We start from the raw sequence: 20,471 nt of genomic DNA on the forward strand, positions 1-20,471 counted from the left end.
AATCACCACTGATCTCAGGTTCGAATAATTATACATACACGTCTGTATGTATATCAAGCCAGCGGTTAAGATCGCGCTCCGATCCGAGACGTCCGACACATTCATGGCTCGCAAGACCAAAGAAGACGCCGAAGCGACCCGCTCCTCCATCCTGGACGCGGCGGAGCTGTGCTTTCTGAAAAAAGGCGTGGCGCGCACCACCCTGGACGACATCGCCGCGCAGGCCGGCCACACCCGGGGCGCGGTCTACTGGCATTTCGCCAACAAGCTGGAAGTATTCGAGGGGGTGATGGAGCGCGTCGAGAGTCCCTTCATCACTCAGCTCGACCAGATCGCCTCCAGCAACGGCGACCAGCCGCTACAGACACTGCGACAATTTCATATCACGGTCTTCGAGGAGCTCACTCACAACGAGCACACGCGCAATGCAGTGGAGATCTCCTATCTTCACTGTGAGCTTGCCGAGGAGACGCGCCCTATCCTGAGTCGAGAACAGCGCGGCGCGACTCAATTCCATGAGCGTATGAAAGAGACGTTCGCTCATGCCAGGCGGCTGAAGCAATTGCGCGCGGACCTGGATCCCGCGGTCTGCGCGATGACTTTTCGATGCGCGACCAGCGGCCTGATTCGTGAGTGGCTGCTCAATCCGCAGCTGATCTCGTTACAGCGCGACGGGATGGCGATGGTGGATGCGTTGTTGAACAGCTTCCGAGCATGTTCCGATGCACCTGTTCGAGCAGGCTCATCAACTGATCGCGCTCGCCGGCGCTGAGTCCGGCGAGCACTTCGCCACGGATCTGCGCCGTGACCCTGCCGACTCGTTCCAGGATCGGAGTGGCGTCGGACGTGAGGTACAACGCGCGGGCCCGCCGATCGACGGGGTCCGTGCGTCGCTCGATCCAGCCGTCCAGCTCCATGCGATCGAGGATTCGCACCAGGGTCATCGGCTCGATGTCCGCGATATCGGCCAGCCGGGTCTGGCTGATTCCTTGATTGCGAGCCAGATGGTTCAATGCCTTGCATTGAGACAGGGTCAGCGGCAGCTGGTTCGCCAGAGTCTCGAAGCGCTTGACGTACAGGCGCGAGACGTTGTTCAGAATGAACCCGAAATTCTGTGCCCGATCCAAAGAGTGCTCCGCTACGTGAGCTTTACCGGAAATCGCGCGTACTTTATCCCATCCACCGCCGTGAACAGGTCTCTCGCCACCGCATGAGCGGACGTTGGCAGCTCGCTGGGACTGACCATCTTCGACACGGGCACGTCGACAGCGGTCAAGCGCTGAATCACCTCATCGGCTGGCAAACTGCGAATCGCCGCCGCGAGCTGCGCATTGATCGCCAACGCATGCTCCGAGCGCCGCGCATGCGTGGAGTGGTCGATGCCGTCGAGCGCGATGGGCAGCGCTTTGATCAACCGTTGCCAGAACGCGTCTTCGAGCGAAGCAATCGCGACGAATGTTTCATCGGCGGTGGCGAAGACGCCGTAACCGGGCTTGTTGAAAACATCCTGTCGCTGCTGCTCCAATGTCTCGAGCCGCGCCTGCTGAAAATGTCCGAGGCGCGGATTCATCCAGTGAGTCAGGCAATCCACGATTGAAACATCCAGGTGCTGCCCTTGGCCCGTGGCTCGTACCTGTAACAACGCGGCGAGAGTCGTGGACAAGGCATACAAGGAGCCGCAAAAATCGCTGATCGGCAGCCCGATCGCATCCTTCGGCGGCTGACCTGCGCCACCCGACAGAGCGGTGACTCCGGCCATGGCCATGTAGTTGATATCGTGCCCACCGCGTGCCGCAAACGGTCCCGACTGACCGAAACCCGTGATCGACACATATATGAGAGCGGGATTGGCGGCGCGCAGCCGGTCGTAGCCCAGCCCCAGTCGGGTCATGACGCCGGGCCGGAAGCCCTCCACCAGAATGCCCGATTCCACAGCGAGCTGAAACACCTGCTCGGATGTGGCCGCGTCCTTCAGGTCGACTCGCCTGCAGTCCTTGCCTACGTTCAGGACCTTGAAGCCGCCCGGTTGCAAGGTGCGCGCCTGATCGCCTTGCGGGCGTTCGATCTTGGTAACGCTCGCGCCCATCTCGACCAGGCACTGAGTCATGAATGGTCCGGGGGCCAGCTCGCTGAAGTCGAGCACGTGCACTCCCGCCAACGGCTTACCGCTCACGCTGTCACCGCCAGCAGCTCCAGCATCTCCGACGTGGAACGCAGATCGGCAAACACCGCCCGCAGATTCAGCAGTGCGGCGTTGTGCTCCTCATCGGTCAGCGCCGCCGTCGCATCCGAAATAAAGAACACTCTGAAGCCCAGCATGAACGCGTCGCGCGCCGTGCTCTCACAACAAACATTGGTGGCCGCACCCACGATGATGACCGTATCGGTGCCCGCCGCACGCAACTCGTCCTCCAGGCGGGACGAATGGCGGGCGAATGCGCTGTAACGGTACTTGTCGATCGTTACATCGTCGGGGCGAACCTCCAGACCTTCATACAAACCGTGCGCCGCTCCGCCGGCACGCACGGCCTCACGAGCCAGGCGAACTTTGGGACTGACTCGTTGCTGCCACTCCGGCAGCGCCTGTGGCGGCTCATCCGTAAAGGTCTGTCGAAGAAAGAACACTCGGCCACCCGCCGCGCGCGTCGCCGCCGACAACCGATTCACATTCGGCACGATGGCTCGCGCACTGCCGGACGCGAACGGCTGCCCTTCGGCGACGTAGGCCTGCTGCAAGTCCACGACGATCAACGCCGTCCGGGCCGGCTCGACGCGGTCGAAATGATTCATGTTTCGACCACGTCTCACCATCCAATCCGGAACGTGGACGTTGTGCACCGGATGGCTCATGCGTGCCTCAACGCGCTTTGAAGTTCGGTTTACGCTTCTCGACGAAGGCGCGCCCCGCTTCGGCAAAATCCTCGGTTTCGGCCAGTCGGGTCAGCTGCATTTCGTGGTCGAGCTGAGTGGCGTGGCTCACCCACAGGCGACGGCTGATGCGCACCCCGTCGCGCACGGCCAGCGGCGGCGCTTCCAGCACTTTCTTCGCCAGCTCTTCAGCGGCCTGCAAATGCTGGCCGTTCGGCACGAGTCGATTGATGAGCCCCAGACGGTACAGCTCGGAGGCCGGCGTACGCGCGCCCGTGAGCAACATTTCGTTGGCCACCTTCGAGGGCATGAACGTGCGGATCTTCGCCCACGTGCGCGAGCCCGACATGCCGCGGGCCGTTTCGCTGATCGCGAATGTCGCATCTTCGGAAGCGACGATCAGATCGCATTCGGCGGCAATGTGAGCGCCGCCGCCCAGCGCATAGCCGTGAACCGCGGCGATCACCGGTTTGTAGTTGATGGTGCGCCCCATCCAGCCTTCACCGCCGGTTCCTTTCAGGTGCTGCGCCGGTCCGATCTCACCTTTCTTGAGTGCGGCGACTTCGCCTTCGTGGCGCGACTTCGCATCCTTGGCCAAGGCGAACGAGCCGTGCGATTTCAGATCCACACCGGCGCAGAAACATTTGCCGGCGCCGTGCAGGATCAGAATCCAGGCGTCATCGTCCAGGTCGAACTCGAGCAGCGCCTGGCGCACTTCGGCCTCGAGCTGATCGGTCATGGTGTTCAACGCATCCGGGCGGTTCAGCATCAGGTAGGCGATGCGATCCTTGCGTTGGTAGTTGATGGTTTGATAGTCGCTCATGCGCGAGGGTCTCCGGTTCGTACTCGCTTACAGCGAGCGGGCAATCAGCATCTTGAGAATTTCCGACGTGCCGCCGTAGATGCGCAGCACGCGGTTGGACGTATAGATTCGGGAAATCGGCATCTCGTCCATGAAGCCCGCGCCGCCCCACAACTGCAGGCAGTTGTCGATGACGCGGACACTCATCTCCGTGAGCCACAGCTTGGTCATGGCCGTGTCCGCCTCGGAACACTGGCCGGCGCGGACCTTGCGTACGGCCGAATGGAAAAAGGCGCGTCCCGCTTCGAGGTCCGCCTTGGCCTCGGCGAGTTTGAACTGGGTGTTCTGGAACTCGAGCAGCGTGTGTCCGAACGCTTTGCGCTGTTTGACGTAGTCGACCGTCAACTGGTGCGCGAGTTCGGCCTGCGCAAGCGCGCGTCCGCCGATTTGCAAACGATCGGCGTCGAGGCTCGACGACAGCAACTTGAACGCGCCGCCCTCCTCGCCAATCAGATTGCCCACCGGCACACGCACGTTCTCGAGATACACCTCACCGGTGTTGCCGGCGGGGAATCCCATGGTCTTGAGCGGCCGCTGCGTGACGCCGGGCCGATCGGATTCGACCAGCAGCACGCTCATGCCACGGCCCCGCTTGGTTGGATCGGTCTTCACCACCACATAGATCACATCGGCCATGTCGGCATTGGTGATGAACGTCTTCTGACCGTTGATCACATACTCATCGCCTTCGCGCACCGCCGTCGTCCGGATCGCGGTCGCATCGCTGCCTGCGTTGGGCTCGGTCAGCGCCAGACATTGAACGACTTCACCGGAAAGAATTTTCGGCGCCCAGCGATCCAGCAACGCCTTCGAGCCGCCCTGGACCAGCATGCTGGTCGCCAGATCGGTCGCCACAAAACTGCCGATCGTTCCGTACGAGGCGGACCGACCGAGCTCATAAGAAAGAATGACATTGCAGAGCGTGGACGCGCCGGCACCGCCAAATTCCTCGGGGATGCAGGCGCCGAGAATTCCCGCCTCGCCCGCCTTCCGCCACAGCTGCCTGCGCTCCGGACCGCGTGCTGGAATCTCCAGATAGCGCGGCTCGAGCTCGCGGCTGATAAAGGTGCGCACGGTCTCGCGATACAGCTCCTCTTCTTCAGTGAAGGGAGAACCCCAGCTGGCGGTGGTTGAATCTGTCATTTGTATACTCAGGCAATGACGCGACTGTCGCGCAGCCGCTGTATGTTTTCAGGCGAGTAGCCAAGCTCCGCCAATAGCAGCTCGGAGTGCTGACCGAGCGTCGGCGCGGCACGCAGCGCCGAGGCCTCGATCTTCGAACGCGAGAAATTCATCAGCGGACCGAGGCAGCCACTGACGGAGCCGTAGCGCCCATCCGGAACGTCGACGATCAATTGCTTGTCTCGCGCCACATCGTCCGCACACAGCTCGGCCCAGCCATCGGCGATACATCGCTCCGCCCAGACGTCGGCCCTGGCCAGCCGGTTCAGCAGATCGTCGCCATCGAGTTGCCCGATACGTTCGGCCAATGCACCGCGCTCGTTGTGACTCCATATCGAACGGGGTGGCAGCGTCAACTGCAAAACTCCGGCGAGACGTTCCGCCATGGCATCGGTGCGTGCCGAGATCGCGATCCAGCCATCGCGCGTCCGATACAAACTTTCCGCGGGATGAAATCCGGTGCGCTCATGATCAAGCAATCCGACGCCCCGCAGTTCGCCGGCCGGCTCCTGGACCAGCTCGGACATTAGAAACAATGCGGTGTTGAGCAGGCTGACCTCGGTATCGACCGCCATACCGGTGGTCTGCCGGCGCACCAGCCCCGCGACGACGGCAATCGCACCGAGCGCCCCGGTCGCGAAATCGACGAATGGCGATCGATACCATAGAGGTGGATTGGCCGCCCCGCCGGCGCGCATTTCATGGCCGCACAGCGCCTGCGTCACCATATCGAACCCTGGATGCGTCGCTTTCGGCCCCGAGCTTCCATAGGCCGTTGCATGCAACACGATCAGCGACGGATTGCTCTCACGCAGCCGTGCGCTGTCGACACCTAAACGCTCCGCGACACCGACGCGAAAATTGTGATGCACGACATCCGCCGTCGCGCACAGCCTCGCCAGGACTTCGTGACCTTCCGGCGTCTTCATATCGACGCACAGACTGCGTTTGCCGCAGTTCGAGGCGTAGACGGTGCGGTAACCGGAGATCGTCGCGGCACCCGAAGGCGGATCGACTTTGATGACGTCCGCCCCCAGGCTCGCGAGCAACCGTGAAGAGAACGGCCCGGCGACGAAGTTGCCCAGATCGAGCACCCGAATGCCATCGAGCGGCGCTGCGCTGGTCGCGCTCGCAGAAGTCCGCGACGCCTCGCCCGCCTGTTTAGCGCCGATCGGCGCGGCACTTGTCGCGCTCGCAGAGCCACGCGACGCCTCGCGCTCCTGTTTGACGCTGGTCGAACGCGGCGCCTCGCCCGCCTGTTTGACGCTGGCAGAACGCGAAGCCTCGCTCGCCGGCTTCATCCCGATCGGCGCACCGACATATCGCCAACCTGCACGGTCGCGACGAACGATGTCGTTGTTCTGAACCTGCTCGTCGTTCCAGCACTCGCCAGGCGCGAGCACCGCTTCGGCTGCGAGCCCCGCCTGACGAACCGCCGCCAGCAACTCGGCGCGCCGCCATTTCCGAACTCGGGGCGCAATGAGCTCATGGTCGCCGAAATATTTGCTGAGCGGCGTGTTCGGCTTGGGATGACCGCGATCGTCGGCCGCGACGGCCACCTCGATCCCCAATACGTCATAGAGCTTGCGAACCGCGCCCGGCACGCCCATCACCAACTGAATGTAGTCGCCATCGGCGCATTCGAAGATGAGGTGTCGCACATCCTTGGGCGTGATCGTGTCGAAGGCGGCGTCCGGCCGCTGCGCCTTCATCCAGAACGGTGACCAGAACAGCGCCGTGCCCTGTTGCATCGTCGCGCTGACGACCTGCCCTCGACCGCTGCGCGAGCGCTCGAACAACGCGGTCCACAGGCCCAGCGTCCCGAGCAGCGCGGCGCCGTAGGTCGGCAGCGCCGTCGCGAAACAGACCGGCCGTTGTGAGAATTGCTCGAAGCACAATCCGGTGCGCGCCTGAATCAGCAGGTCGACCGCTTTGGTGTTCGCACTCAGGTGCGCGCCGAGATCCAGCACGACCAATCGCGGATGACGGGCGGACAGGTCGGCGGCGTCGAACGTCCGTTGCAGCTCGGGATGATCTTCCCCGCCGACGATACAAACATCCGCCGTCGCGAGCAGCCGATTCAGATCACCAGCGGGCGCAACGGCGCTTGCCGATCGCAGCAGACGATACGACGGATAAACATTGTAGAAAGGATCGCCCGATTCAGGCTCGATGCGAGTGACGCTCGCACCCAACTCCGCCATCAGTTTCGCGACCAGCGCGGCCGACAGACCGACGCCCAGATCGAGCACGACTGGCGGCCAGCGGCGCTCGATCGTCATGCCACTGCTCCGACGCAGCGAGCTGAGATTTCCCACAATCTCGCCGCCGTCTCCGGATCCAAGGCGTGCGGCAACACACCGCCCGGCCGATCGGTCGAGCCCGGCAATGCCTGGGCACAATCCTCCAGATACAACCCGCCGACACCGTTGAGCTCCGTGGCGCTCGCGGCCCACAGCGTCGTCGCCGCGCCTTCGGCCAGATTCTTGCGGATCGGCTTCATCTGCTGTTCGAGCGCGGCGAATTCGTCGGCGGTCATGTGTCGCATGAGACTGGTGTCGAGCACGGCACCGGGCATGACGGCATTGGCGGTCACGCCGTCAGCGCCGTAACGACGCGAGAATTCGACGGCAAACAACGCGTTCGCAGTCTTCGATTGGCCATAGGCGCCGGACGGATCGTACGGCCGCGAGCGGAAATGCAGGTCGTCGAAATCCATCGGCCAGCGCCGATGCGCGCCGGAGGAAAGTTGCACGACGCGGGACGGTGCCGCCCTGCGCAGTCCGGGCAGCAGCAACAGGGTGAGCAAGTGGTGACCGAAATGATTGATCGCAAGATGCGATTCAAATCCTTCGGCCGTGTAGGACAGAGGCAAGCGCATGACCCCGGCATTGTTGATCAGGCAATTCAGCGGCGCGTCCGCCCAGCGGCGGGCGAAATCGCGCACCGAGCTCAGGCTGGCCAGGTCGAGCGGCTCGTGGCGCCAGTTGGCGAACCCATCGAGCGCCCCCGGCGCCGGCGCCGAGCGCGATGCGACGATCACACTTGCTCCCACTGCCAGCAGCGAACGCACGGTTTCCAGTCCCAGCCCCCCCGCGCCACCGGTCACGATGACCGACCGGCCCGTCAAATCCAGGCCCGCCAGCACCTCACGCCCCGTCGAGCGCGCCCCGAATCGCGATGTGATCCGCCCCCTCATCATCCCCCTCGTCGCGACTACAGGTCCAGCACCAGCCGGTCGGTTTTACAGCCCGAACAACAAATCATCATGGTCTGGTTCGCAGCCCGCTCGCGCTCGCTCAGGATCATGTCCCGATGCTCCGGTTGCCCGCTGATGACGGCCGTCTCGCACGCGCCGCAGACGCCCTCTTCACAGGAGGACTGCACGTCCACGCCGGCCTCGCGCACCGCCTTCAAGATCGTCTCGCCGCTCTTGACGAAAATCTCGCGGCCGGACTTTTGCAACACCACGGAGAAACCGCCCTCCGAAGCCGGCTTCACATCGGTATTGAAATACTCGAAGTGCACGCGTTCGGACGGCAAGGACGCCGCCGCTCGCTGATAGGCCTGGAGCATGCCCATCGGGCCACAGCAGTAGATGTGAGCATCGGCGGGCAGAGTCGCCATCACCTGCTCGAGATCCAGCGGTGCACCGCCGGGCTCGCCGTCGAAAGTGAATTGCACATCGCCGAAGCCCACGGCCGCGAGACGCTCGATCTCTTTCACGAACGCCGCCCGGTCGCGAGTACGCACGCAGTAGTGCAAGCGCCACTTCCGGCGCAAGGCGTTCAAGCGCGTCATCATCGGTATGAACGGTGTGATGCCGATGCCGCCGGCCACGAACACGGTGAACGGACTGTCCTCCGCTAGCTTGAAATTGTTTCTGGGCGCGCTGATCTCCAGCTCCTGACCCGCCCGCAGATTCTGGTGCATGAACACCGAGCCGCCGCGGCTCTTCGGATCGTTCTGCACCGTCAGCCGATACAGGCCGGCGTCGCCCTCGCCATTGGACAGCGAATAGCTGCGCATCAACGCGCCGGTAGGATGAACATCGACATGCGAGCCCGGATCGACGCGCGGAAACTCATCGACATCCAACGGCGCGAGCACGAACGACAGAATGTCTCGGGCTTCGTAGCGAATGGCAACGATGCGCGCCTTCACGATCACTCCCACCCGTAGATTTTCAGCGTCGTCTCGCCGGCTTTGAGCCGCTCGACGATCGTGCGCTCCGCATCGGCGCGCTTCGCGGCGGCATCCAGCACTTGAGCAGCACGCTGCGCGGGAATGACCACGACGCCGTCTTCATCGCCGCATACCAGATCGCCCGCTTGAATGGTGACGCCGTGAACCAGCATGGGATAGTTCACCCAACCGCGCGCGCCGAAATCCTTGCCCGTGCCACGAATGCACAATCCACGGGAGAACACAGGGAAACTCATTTCACGCAGCAGCGCCACGTCTCGCACGCATCCGTCGATGACGAGCCCGCCGAGTCCGCGCACCTGCGCCGCCGTCGACATGATCTCTCCCCAGTAGCCGTGATCGAACTTGTCGCTCACATGCACGACCAGCACATCGCCCGGCTCGGCTGCATAGATCGCACGATGCAACCAGAGGTTGTCACCGCCCGGCGATTGCACCGTCACCGCCGGCCCGCACACTCGAAACTGTGGCGCGACGGGTTTGATCGCATGCGGCATGACACCGATCTTGCCGGCCGCCTCGTGCAGCGTTGCCGTGTCGAACGCGCGAGCACGCTCGACCAGCTCCGCGCTCACTCGTGTGATCTTGCGGCGAATCGTCTCTTCCGGATTCAGCCGCGTGCCGTGCACCTTGACGCTCATGATTTGGTCTGCAACTGGTGATAGCGATTCGCCTTGCGCGCGTCATCGAGCCTCGTGCCCGAACGCACGGCGTCGCGAATGCGATTTTCCGCCGCTTCGATCTGCTCGGCAGTGTCGAGAATGGCGTCCTCATGTTCCTTCGGCAGGACCACCACACCGTCGGCATCGCCACGCAACAGGTCGCCCGGCTGCACACGCGCATCGCCAATGTTGACCGGAATATTGGTCGCTTCGACCTGGACACGATCCTTACCGGTGCGCATCCAGTGACCGCGCGAGTAGACCGGATATTGGAGCTTCAGACTCAAGGCCACGTCGCGGCAGATGCCATCGATCACCGTTCCCGCGATCCCGCGTCGATGCGCGATCTCGGTGAGAATGTCGCCCCACACGGTGGCATTGTCGCGCCCGCCGTTGTCCAGCACGATCACACTGCCGGGCGGCACATCGTCGATGTAATCGCCCACCGTTCCCGGGGGCGTGCCGGCCGGTCCATACAGGATGGTGAAGGCGCGGCCACACATGCGGAACGATGAATCGCGGGGTGCGATCTTGTAGCACTGACCGTTGATGCCGAGCTTATCCATGGCATCGCTGAGGGAGGCCGTATCGAGCTTCGCCGCGCGCTCGCGATTCTTGTCTGTCTCTGCTGTCACGTTGAATTCAACCTCTGATCCGCGCCCACGCTCAGGTCTTGAGCATGTTTTCGTAGTTGCCGCCCATCACTTCGGAAATCGGCACGCCGGCCAGCAGCGCCTTGGCCATGGCGGCTTCCTTCGCGGCGATAGCTTCGGCCGCGTCCAGCACGGCCCCGACCTTGCCGGCCGGAACAAACACGACCGCGCTGCCATCCGCGATGACGTAATCACCGGGCTGCACCTCGAACTCGCCGATGGTGATGGGAACATTCGTGCCCTTCTCGACGATGCGGCCACGCGCCGTGCGAGCCGTGAGGGCGCGGGAAAAAATCGGCAAGCCATAAGCGATGGCTTCATCGATGTCGCGTACGGCGCCATCGGAAATCACGCCGGCAACGCCGCGGACCTTCGCGCCCAAGGTGAGAATGCCGCCCCAGCTGCCGGCTTCGATGCCGGTGCGCTGCTCGACGACGATGACATCGAGCGGACTCGCCGCTTCGATGGCATTGCAGCCGAGGTGACGTGGCGGTCCGGGTGGCGGCTCGCCCGTACCAAGCTTCATCGTGACGACCCGGCCCGCGACTTTGCCGACGCCCGAACGTTGCGGCAGGCCGCTGACCGCGCCGCCGAGTTTCAGACGATCGAGCGCATCGGAAACCGCGCAGCAGTCGAGCCGGCGCAGCCGCTCGACGCAGGTCGCGACGAACTCGATCGAATCCGTGCCGGTCACGCCTTCGCCCTCAGCGCATCGAGCGTCGACAGCCGCGAGAACACTTTACGAGCATTGCCCTCATAGATGGCGTGACGATCCGCCTCGGTCAGGAATTCGATCCGATCGATGGTGTACTTGAAATCGTCCATCGGGCGACCGGTCGCAAGATCGATACCGCCGCCGCTGCCCGGCCGCTCCGTGCCGAACAGACAACGATCGGTGCCCACCGTCTTGAGCAGCAGCTCGATGGACGCCTTGTTGTGCACGTCGGTGTCGAACCACAACTTGCGCAGCTGCTGATCGAAGGTTGTGAGATCGGCCGGCGGCGGCGGTGGCGGCTGATTGGTCCAGCCCGCCTTCTCGAGCTCGGCGAAATACTTCGCGATGTGCGGATGATGCGCGGCCTGCTCCATGAACCAGTGCGAGCGCCAGCGACCAATCTGATAGGGAATCGAGCCGCCGCCGTGACTGATCATCAATTTCAGCTTGGGGAAGCGGTCGAACACTTCGGAGTGCAGCACCGAAGTGATCGCCATGCTTTCCTCGGTGGCGAAATGCTCATCGTAGGTCTCGCGGCCACAGCAGCCCGCGCTGTGAATCAGCGCCGGCAGATCCATGTCCACCAGCTTCTCCCACAGCGGGTACCAGTACGGATCGCCGAGGCGCGGCGATGCGCCGCCACCTTCATCCGGATCCGGATTCAACAGCACGCCGACGAAGCCCAGCTCGTTCACGCAACGATCGATCTCATCGAACACGATCTCGATGGGCTGACCGGACACCTGCGGCAACCCGGCCATGCCGCGAAAGCGGGTCGGATGCATCTGTACCGTCTTGTGGATGCAATCGTTCTGCAGCTCGATCCACACGCGCACGTCTTTCGGCACGCGATGCGAATGCATCAACGTAAAGGGCCGCGGCGAGATCAGCTGCACGTCGGTGCCGACCTGATCCATGATGGCGATACAGCGATTCGCCGTCTTGACCAGCTCTTCCTCCGGCAGATACCGCTTGATGTACCACTCCTTGGAATGCTGGCCGTTGGACGCCTGCAGGATGGTCCGGATCGCGAAGACCGCGGCTGGCGTGAGAATATGAGCGTGAGCGTCGATGATCATTGATTGAGTTCCTATCGCCAGGTCCCGAAGGCGAGACCGATGCCGGTGCCGGCGGGCGTTCGATACACCGGCAGGTAGTCGAGCCACTGGCTGCGCAGGCCTTCGAGCGCGCCGCCCAGCATGATCCAGTTGAGAATTTCCGATGAGCCGGATTTGAATGCACTCGGCGGCAACGAGCGCAGCGTCGCGCTGTCGCCGGTACGCAGGGCCTCCAGCACCTTGCGATCGAAGTCCGCGTCGGTGGCGAAGTGGCTCAAGCCGCCCGAGGCGACGATGGCAACGCGCTGATTGCCGGGCAGCGCGTCCACTGCCTCGCGCAGCAGCCGGCCGACCTCGACACACCGCGCCGGACGGAGCACGTTTGGCGGAAAGTAAGTGTTCAGCAGCACCGGCACGACCGGAATGCGCTTACCTTGAAACAGACGTTCGATCACGAAGCCGTACGCGTGGCCGAAGCCAGCCGCTCTGGCATCGGTCACTTCGGACGACGCACCGATGTCGACGTTGCGTTCGATCAGCGCTTCGATCAACGCCTTGGAGTATTCCGGCGCGCCTCGATGCACGTGAGCCGCGTCCTGGCTATACCCCTTGAGCGCGGCCTGATGCCACGCTGGCAGATGCTCCTCCGCCTCGGCGGTTGGATGCATCACGATCTTCTCGCCGTAAAAAATCGCGATCGCGGGCATGTGCGTCAGGTTGAACAGCTCGTCCTGATCGTCGCCGATCACGATGACAACGTCGGGCGCCGCGTCCGCCAGATCCTGTGCCAACCGATCCAGCGCCTGCTGTGCGGCCGCGTGTTGTTTCTTGAAATGATCGAGGACCGCGAGCTCGGCGTAACGATTGCCGGTGTCGGCGGCGAGTTGCTCGTAACTGAGCACACGTCCGTCGCACAGTTGAATCCGCGTGCGTTTGTAGTCGTCACGCGCACGCTCGACCCACATCTCCGGCTGCATTGCCAGCAGAGGGCTATGTGACGTGCCGATGCCGATGACCATCTGGCTCATGCCAGGCTCTCCCGGGAACGATGAACATCCAGAAACACTTCGCGACCCTGCAGCGCGGATTGCAGAATCGCGAGACAAGCTGCGACAGTGCCGCGCGCGAAACGACCGTCGTGTGGCGCGGACGAGCCGCCGACCACCGCGCCGAACAACTCATCGAGCACTTCAGCTCGACCTGGGCGACCGGTGACGGCCGGCAATGCGACTTCGCGTACACCGTCGCGCGAATAGACCAACACGCCGTCGGGCGACTGACGCAGATCGCCCTTCTCGCCCGTCACGATCACCGTGCCAAAATGGGGTTGATGCTTCGGCGTTGCCGCCGCGAGCGACACGCTGCCACCGTAGCCATAGCGACGGCTACGCTCTTGCGCTTCCTGAGCGGCGTCGGCGAACGATTCCCAGGAGCGCTGGGTCGCGCCGTGGGCGGGCTTCTTCAAATAACCGCCTTCGCCGATCCAGCCATGCAATTCGTCGCTGTCGAAATGGTCGTAGCCGCTGTAGACGACGGATGCCGAGCAACCATTTGCAAAGTTGAGCAGCGCCATACAACAGCCTTCTGTCGGCCGGCGCGGATCGAGCTTCCAGGTCACGGCTCGCACGCTCGTCACCTCGCTGCCGGCGAGGAACCGCGCCACATCGACCTGGTGCGGCACTTGATTGAAAAGAATGCCGCCGCCCTTGGCGGTATCGAGCTCTTCGGGCCGACGCGGCCGATACAGGAAATCGGTGTAGTTCAGCATCGAGAGCATGGCGAGCCGGCCGATCTCACCGCTCGCGATCAACTCGCGCATCCTGGCGATGGCCGGCGCGAAGCTGTGCGTGTGACCGACGATGAGCGTCACGCCATTGCGCTCCGCTGCCTCGATCATGGCGTCGCAGTCATCGAGGGTGAGCGCCATGGGCTTTTCGACGATGACGTGCTTGCCCTGCTCAGCGGCAATCACCGCGTGCTCGCGATGGAACTGATGAGGCGTGGCGATGTAAACGGCGTCGATGTCATTCCGCCGCACCAACTCGGCGACATCCGCAACGACCGGCTCACTACGCACCCGACTGAAGTTGGCCCGCAGCTCTGCATTGATCTCAGCGGCACCGGCCAATTTCATCCGTGGATGCTGATCGATCACCTGCGTCATCAAGGCGCCCGCCATGCCGAGCCCGATGACGCCGATTCTCAGTTCTGCCTCCGCGGTCATGACGATACGTGCCCGGCTTAGCGCGACGGCGAGCGACGCACGTGAGCTTCCTCACCGTACGTTTCGATGAACGCATCGAAGCTGGCGACATCGCAGATCTTGCTGATCGCACGCACCCGGAACGCCTCGGCATCGGCGATGAAGCCCGGCTCGATGCCTTCCTGCAACTCACGAACCATTTTCAGCAGCGAGCGCCGTGCCGTGACGATGGCTTTATCGGCACTGACCAGATGCTCCTTGGTGCGATCCAGAATGCCCGGATCGGCGCCGCCGAGCTTGCGCGAGTTCTCCGCGAGCGCGCGGTCCTGATCATGCACGCCCCAGATGCCGGTGAAATTCACGGTCTTCTGCATTTCCCGGTCGATCTCGTAATCGTTCTCCTTGCTCGCGACCGGCAGGAACGTGTCGATGAGATAACCGTCGGGCAGCTGGAATTTCGCGGCCTTCATGCGCGGCGGAAACAGCGCGCCGCTCTCGTAAGTCTCCAGCTCTTCCTTGCTGAACGGCCGATCGTTGCGATAACCGAACGTGAACACGTTGACGTGATTGTCATCGATCGGCGTCCACGCGCGCCCGCCGAACGATGCGAATGGGCCCGGCGCATGCGGAATGAAACTGAACATCGGCGCGACCCAGTGATACTGGCGCCAGAAGTACTGACCATTGAGATTGCGGCGCGCGCCGTAGGTATAGCCGGTCGCCGTCTCGCGAATCTCCATCAATGGCGCGGCGTCGGTGGCGAGCTGCGCGCCGGCCGATTTCATCTTCGAGGACTCGGCATCGAAGTCCCGATGCAGCCAGCTGATGTGCGAGCTGTCGATCTCCCCTTCCAGGCCTTGCAGCCAATTGGTCCGCTGCAGCCAGCGAGCCGCATACGCCTGGCCATCGGGCGCGCTGGCGTAGTCGAACTTCGGAAACGGCGGCATCTTGCTCGCCTCGCCCATGTACACCCACACGACGCCGTTGGCTTCGCGTGTCGCATAGGAAGTGATGCGAGCGCGCTGGCGCATGTCGGCCTTGTCGGACTCGGAAATGTTCGGGATCTCGAGGCATTCGCCGTCGACATTGAACTTCCAGCCGTGATACGCGCAGCGCAACCCGCACTGTTCATTACGACCGAAGAACAGCGGCGCACCCCGATGCGGACAGTAAGCTTCGACGATACCGACTCGACCGCTGCTGTCGCGAAAGCTCAGCAGGTCTTCGCCGAGAATGCGCAAGCGCACCGGCGCGCTGTCGCTGCGAACCTCATTCGACATGAGCGCCGGCAACCAGAAGCGGCGGAACAGGTTTCCCATCGGCGTGCCCGGGCCCACGCGCGACAGCATTTCATTGATCTCTCTATTCAACATGGAATATCACTTCCTGGCTGAGCGTTCCGGCAAGCGATTGCGCGGATCCTGCGAAAGCACCACGTCCCAGAGCTCCTTGCCGATGGGCGCGGTGCTCTCCTCCATGATGTGACCGATCAGGCCGGCGCAACGGCCGACCAGCGCGAAGCCTCGCGCGAGGGGTGTCGGCAGATCGGCGTCGGCGATCATGGCGCCGACGGCGCCGGCGGTGTTGGCGGGCAGACGCCGCTTGAGTTTCTGCTGGCTCACTTGGTCGAGGGCGAGCAGCAGCTTCCAATGTTTGCCGAAGTAGCCGGTGCGCTCCGAAACTTCTCGCAAGGCGGGAATTCTGGGATCGCCGTTGATATGGATATTGTGACCGAGCCCGAACAACTGCTGCCGGTTCGCGCGGCGTTCATCGATCACCTGCGTGGCAAGCTCGATGAAGTCCTCGTTGGATGCGTTGGCATCGATGCGGTTGGCATACTCGCGCAACATCAGCGCCGCGTTCTCCATGGAGCCGAGAAACACGCTGCCGGCGCCGAGCAATCCAGCGGCAACCGCAGCCTGCGAGGCCTCGGGCGCGCCCATATAAGTGAGACGCGCCGCGACGGCGCTGGGCGTCAGGCCGTGATCGGTCACTGTCACCAGAATGGTGTTGATCAGCTCGCGCTCATTGCCCTGACACTCACGCCCCAGGATGACCAGCATCATCATGTCGATGAAGTCGATCTTGCCGATGAGCTGAGTTGCCAGGTCACGGCCGCGCACCGTGATGGCTTCGACCGTCGTGTAGCCGATTTCAGTCTTGATCACGATTGCGCTCCCGAACGCGTCACCAGCACGGCATCGAGGGCCACCACGCCCTGACCCTTCGGCCCCACCCACACAGGATTCAGCTCGAGCTCCTCGAGCGTGTCCGCATGTTTGGTAACGAAATCGGAGATGGCGAGCAGCATAGCCTGCAAGGCGTCGGTATCCGCAGCCGGCTTGCCACGCAGACCCTGCAGCAACTTCGAGCAGCGCGGCTCGTTGATGAGCTCGCGCGCCGATGCAGAGGTGAGCGGCAACTTGCGACGTGCCACGTCCTTGAAGAGCTCGACGTAGATACCGCCAAGACCGAATGTGATCACCGGCCCGAACACCGGATCGCGAACCACGCCGATCAGAGCTTCGAAGCCGCCCGACGCCGCCATCTTTTCGATCAGCACGCCTTCGATCGCGGCGGTGGGCTCGGCCTGCTTCGAGTTTGTCAGCACGCGCGCGAAGGCTTCGCGAACCGCAGCCTCGTCGGCCAGACCGATCGCGACGCCGCCCACATCGGATTTGTGAGTGATGGCAGCGCTCACGATCTTCGCCACCACGGGATAGCCCATTTTGCCAGCGATCTTCACCGCTTCATCCGCGGTCGCCGCAACAGCGCCTTGCGGTACTGAAACGCCAGCGGCGGCGAGCAACGCTTTCGCGGCGGGCTCGGTGTGAGTGACTTTGTCAGCAGTGCTGGCTGCCTCGGTAGGCAAGGGCTGCCAGCCCGGCTCGAAGGTCGAGCGCCAGGTTCCCCAATCGATCCAGCGACGCAACGCCTTGACCGTTTGTTTCACACTGCGCGTGGGCATCAGCCCGCCCTTGACCAGCTGTTGAAAGCCTTCGCCCAACCGATCCGACTGCCACACGGGAACGATCGGCACCTCGGTCTGCGCCTGTGCCTTGGCCACCATCTCAGCGATAGTGCTGGTGATTTCCATGTAGTCGCAGGGGAACGGATACAGGATCAGATCCACCTCGGGATCGTCGGCGACAGCGTTCAAGGTCGCGCGGCCCACCTCGGGATTGGTGATGATGTCGGAGGTGGCGTCGACTGGATTCTGAATGGCCGCGTAATCGGGCAACGCCTTGCGCAACGTATCCAGCGTTTGATCGGAGAACTTCGCGAGCGTGAGCCCGCCCTCGCCGACACCATCGGCAGCGAGCGCACAGGCGCCACCGGAAAAACCGAACACCGCGAGCTTCTCGCGGCCGGTGGGCAAGCGACGGCTGCGTGCAAACAGCGCGGCCGTATCGATCAGCTCATCGATGTCGTCCACTTCGACGATACCGACCTGACGGAACACGGCCGAATTGATCGCGGCGCTGCCGGAGATCGAGCCGGTATGCGACATGGTCGCCTGCACGCCGTAGTCGGAGCGACCGATCTTCAATGCGATGACGGGTTTGTTGCGCTCGGCCGCGTATTGAGCGGCTGCAATGAGCTGACCGCCGTCGCGAATGCCTTCCATCGCAGTGGCAATCACTTTGATGTCGTCCGCGTCCGCCATGTAACGAATGAAATCGGCGACGGTGAGATCGACCTCGTTGCCGGTCGATGCCCACAGGCCGACACCGATGCCACGCTCCATCGCTTGCAGGAAACAGCGGCCGATGCCGCCGCCCTGGGTCGCCAGCCCGATCGGCCCGGGCAATTGGTCGACCCGATACGAGGGCGAGAACATCAGACCGAAGCGCTGGTTGAGATTGCAAAAGCCGGGTGAGTTCGGACCGTAGATGCGCATGCCGCTGTCGCGCGCGATCTTGGCCATCTCAGCCTGGACGGCGCGCCCTTCTTCACCCAGCTCCGCGAATCCCGAGCTGAACACGAGGCTGTAACGCACGCCGCGCTCGGCGCAATCGCGCAAGGTGGCTAGTACTGATTTGGCCGGCACGACCAGCGCCGCGACATCCGGCGCTACGGGCAGATCGCGCACATTGGTCTGGCACTTGATGCCGCGAATCTCGGGCTTGTTCGGGTTGATGAAATACACCTCGCCCTTGAAGTCCGAGTAATCCAGCAGGTTGGACACCGTGCGCTCGCCGAGGCTGCCGGCACGATCCGAAGCGCCGACGATCACGACCGATCGGGGCGACACCAGTCCATGTAATGAAGCGTTGGCGCCGGGGCTGGCGACCTCGGTCGCGGTCGATCTGAAATCCACGTCGTTATCTCTGTCGATGCTGCAAACCGCCGCGGTTGTCATCGACCCGGAAGCTGCGCTGCGCGGCTGCCAGGCCGCCCCCTGCCGACGGAACCTGGGGAGCATGCTACGACGGTATATCGTCTATGTCTACGGTATATCGTGACTGATTACGACAGATCTGGCCCCGCACTGTATTCTTGGCGATTCCTCCTACAACGATATACCGTGACTACCTCTGGCAATTCGTTGCTGCTGGCGGCACCAGCTGCTAGGCTTGGGGCAGCTTCGGGGGGTTCATGACAAGCACATCAGAGTCGCCGGCCAGCCTCGGCCGCAATCTCATCGAAGGCCGCTGGCAAGCGGCCGCCAGCGGCGAGACCATCGCTTGCTTCAATCCCTCGAGTGGCTCGCAAATCGGTTCCGCACCGGCCAGCAGCGCCGCCGACGTCGATCGAGCCGTCAGCGCCGCGCGTCGCTCATTCGAAAGTGGCGCCTGGACGGCACGCGCGCCGAACTGGCGAGCCCAAATCCTGCAGAAGGTGGCCGCGCTGATCGATCAACAGGCGGATGAGATCGCCCAGCTCGAGACGCGCGACAACGGCATGCCAATCACGCTCGCCCGTGCGCTGGTCGCGACGGGCGCCGAAACGTTTCGTTATTTCTCCGGCTGGTGCACCAAGATTCGCGGCGAAACGGTGCAGATCTCGGCGCCGGGCGACTTCCATGCTTATACATTGCGCGAGCCCGCCGGCGTCGCGGCGCTGATCACGCCCTGGAACGTGCCGTTCACCATGGCGTGCAACAAGATCGCGACCGCCCTCACCGCCGGCTGCAGCGCCATTCTCAAGCCGGCGGAAGAGACACCGCTTTCGGCCCTGATGCTCGGTGACATCCTGATGCAAGCGGGCGTGCCCGAAGGCGTCATCAATATCGTCTGCGGTCGCGGCAATGTCGCCGGTGCCGCACTCGCCGCCCACCCCGATGTCGACAAGATCAGTTTCACCGGCTCGACCGACGTCGGTCGCAAGATCGTGGTCGCCGCCGCCGGCAACTTGAAACGGGTGTCGCTGGAACTGGGCGGCAAGTCGCCCGTGCTGGTGTTTCCCGATGCGGACCTCGACCAGGCGGCGGCGGGCATTGCACGCGGCATCTTCAGCAACTCCGGCCAGGCGTGCATCGCCGGTTCGCGAATCTTCGTGCATCAGAAAATTCACGACGAGCTCGCCGCTCGACTCGCCGTCATTGCGCGGCAAATGAAAGTCGGCGATGGGTTCGAGGCCGGCGTGAATCTTGGGCCGCTGATTTCGCAGCGTCAGCTCGACCGCGTCAGTGGCCTGGTCGCGGAAGGCGTGCGCGACGGCTCGCAAGTGATCGTGGGCGGAAATCGACCGGATCGACCGGGCTATTTCTTCGAGCCAACGATTCTGACGGCGCCGCGACCGGGCGCTCGCATCCTGCGAGAAGAGATCTTCGGACCGGTCGCGAATCTGATTCCCTTCACCGACATCGACGATGTAGTGCGCCAGGCCAATGACACCCAGTACGGTCTGGCGGCCGCCATCTGGACGCGCGACATCGGCATCGCGCATCGCCTCGCCAGGCGCGTCAAGGCCGGCAACATCTGGTTGAACTGTCAGCTGGTGGTCGATCGTTCGATGGCCTTCGGCGGTTACAAACAATCCGGCTGGGGCCGCGAGAATGGACTCGAAGGACTGGAGGCCTTCCTGCAGACCAAGAGCGTGTACGCCGCGCTCTGACC

Annotated in this window: 18 protein-coding genes and 1 pseudogene; 2 read left to right on the forward strand and 17 right to left on the reverse strand. The window is 63.3% G+C overall.

Annotated elements, in window-relative coordinates:
- Positions 1–103 precede the first annotated feature (103 nt).
- Positions 104–772 (forward strand): TetR family transcriptional regulator, encoded by a 669-nt coding sequence (locus EKO19_RS20920; protein ID WP_157995367.1) that lies wholly within the window; start codon positions 104–106, stop codon positions 770–772.
- 151 nt (positions 773–923) lie between these two features.
- Here the strand turns inward: EKO19_RS20920 and EKO19_RS39940 are convergent.
- The 17 genes and pseudogenes from EKO19_RS39940 to EKO19_RS21005 form a co-directional block, all read right to left on the reverse strand.
- Positions 924–1,127, reverse strand: a pseudogene (locus EKO19_RS39940) (MarR family transcriptional regulator); the annotation flags it as partial.
- An 11-nt stretch (positions 1,128–1,138) separates the two neighbouring features.
- Positions 1,139–2,173, reverse strand: coding sequence for a CaiB/BaiF CoA transferase family protein (locus EKO19_RS20930; RefSeq protein ID WP_129778375.1), 1,035 nt, complete (start codon positions 2,171–2,173; stop codon positions 1,139–1,141).
- Positions 2,170–2,790: an isochorismatase family protein gene (locus tag EKO19_RS20935; RefSeq protein WP_157995369.1), complete on the reverse strand. Its 621-nt coding sequence runs from the start codon at positions 2,788–2,790 to the stop codon at positions 2,170–2,172. The genes EKO19_RS20930 and EKO19_RS20935 overlap by 4 nt, the downstream gene beginning before the upstream one ends.
- Positions 2,791–2,857: 67 nt before the next feature.
- The gene (locus tag EKO19_RS20940; protein ID WP_129778377.1) at positions 2,858–3,691 is read right to left on the reverse strand and encodes an enoyl-CoA hydratase/isomerase family protein; all 834 of its coding nucleotides are present in this window, start codon (positions 3,689–3,691) and stop codon (positions 2,858–2,860) included.
- A gap of 27 nt (positions 3,692–3,718) precedes the next feature.
- Positions 3,719–4,873, reverse strand: coding sequence for an acyl-CoA dehydrogenase family protein (locus tag EKO19_RS20945; protein WP_129778378.1), 1,155 nt, complete (start codon positions 4,871–4,873; stop codon positions 3,719–3,721).
- Positions 4,874–4,881: 8 nt separating this feature from the next.
- Entirely contained in the window at positions 4,882–7,194 is a 2,313-nt protein-coding gene (locus EKO19_RS20950; RefSeq protein ID WP_129778379.1) for a CaiB/BaiF CoA-transferase family protein, read from the reverse strand.
- The gene (locus EKO19_RS20955) at positions 7,191–8,114 is read right to left on the reverse strand and encodes an SDR family NAD(P)-dependent oxidoreductase (RefSeq protein WP_217705490.1); all 924 of its coding nucleotides are present in this window, start codon (positions 8,112–8,114) and stop codon (positions 7,191–7,193) included. Before EKO19_RS20955 ends, EKO19_RS20950 begins: the two co-directional genes overlap by 4 nt.
- A gap of 14 nt (positions 8,115–8,128) precedes the next feature.
- Entirely contained in the window at positions 8,129–9,076 is a 948-nt protein-coding gene (locus EKO19_RS20960; RefSeq protein WP_217705491.1) for a PDR/VanB family oxidoreductase, read from the reverse strand.
- 2 nt (positions 9,077–9,078) lie between these two features.
- Positions 9,079–9,759, reverse strand: a complete 681-nt coding sequence (locus EKO19_RS20965; protein ID WP_129778380.1) for a 4-carboxy-4-hydroxy-2-oxoadipate aldolase/oxaloacetate decarboxylase — start codon at positions 9,757–9,759, stop codon at positions 9,079–9,081.
- Positions 9,756–10,415, reverse strand: a complete 660-nt coding sequence (locus EKO19_RS20970) for an RraA family protein (protein WP_217705492.1) — start codon at positions 10,413–10,415, stop codon at positions 9,756–9,758. The genes EKO19_RS20965 and EKO19_RS20970 overlap by 4 nt, the downstream gene beginning before the upstream one ends.
- Positions 10,416–10,446: 31 nt before the next feature.
- A complete protein-coding gene (locus EKO19_RS20975) occupies positions 10,447–11,127 on the reverse strand; it encodes an RraA family protein (protein WP_217705493.1) in 681 nt (226 codons plus the stop codon).
- Entirely contained in the window at positions 11,124–12,227 is a 1,104-nt protein-coding gene (locus tag EKO19_RS20980) for an amidohydrolase family protein (protein ID WP_129778381.1), read from the reverse strand. The genes EKO19_RS20975 and EKO19_RS20980 overlap by 4 nt, the downstream gene beginning before the upstream one ends.
- Before the next feature lie 11 nt (positions 12,228–12,238).
- Complete coding sequence (locus tag EKO19_RS20985; protein WP_129778382.1) at positions 12,239–13,234, reverse strand: DODA-type extradiol aromatic ring-opening family dioxygenase; 996 nt, start codon at positions 13,232–13,234, stop codon at positions 12,239–12,241.
- Positions 13,231–14,430, reverse strand: a complete 1,200-nt coding sequence (locus tag EKO19_RS20990; RefSeq protein WP_129778383.1) for a Gfo/Idh/MocA family protein — start codon at positions 14,428–14,430, stop codon at positions 13,231–13,233. Before EKO19_RS20990 ends, EKO19_RS20985 begins: the two co-directional genes overlap by 4 nt.
- Positions 14,431–14,447: 17 nt before the next feature.
- Entirely contained in the window at positions 14,448–15,782 is a 1,335-nt protein-coding gene (locus tag EKO19_RS20995; RefSeq protein WP_129778384.1) for a Rieske 2Fe-2S domain-containing protein, read from the reverse strand.
- 6 nt (positions 15,783–15,788) lie between these two features.
- Entirely contained in the window at positions 15,789–16,577 is a 789-nt protein-coding gene (locus EKO19_RS21000; protein ID WP_129778385.1) for a citryl-CoA lyase, read from the reverse strand.
- A complete protein-coding gene (locus tag EKO19_RS21005; protein WP_217705494.1) occupies positions 16,574–18,730 on the reverse strand; it encodes an acetate--CoA ligase family protein in 2,157 nt (718 codons plus the stop codon). Before EKO19_RS21005 ends, EKO19_RS21000 begins: the two co-directional genes overlap by 4 nt.
- 278 nt (positions 18,731–19,008) lie before the next feature.
- Here EKO19_RS21005 and EKO19_RS21010 point away from each other — a divergent pair, with 278 nt between their 5' ends.
- On the forward strand, positions 19,009–20,469 hold the full coding sequence (locus EKO19_RS21010; RefSeq protein WP_129778387.1) for an aldehyde dehydrogenase family protein: 1,461 nt from the start codon (positions 19,009–19,011) through the stop codon (positions 20,467–20,469).
- The last annotated feature ends 2 nt before the right edge of the window (positions 20,470–20,471 follow it).

Source organism: Peristeroidobacter soli (genome assembly GCF_004138485.1).
GTDB lineage: Bacteria > Pseudomonadota > Gammaproteobacteria > Steroidobacterales > Steroidobacteraceae > Steroidobacter > Steroidobacter soli.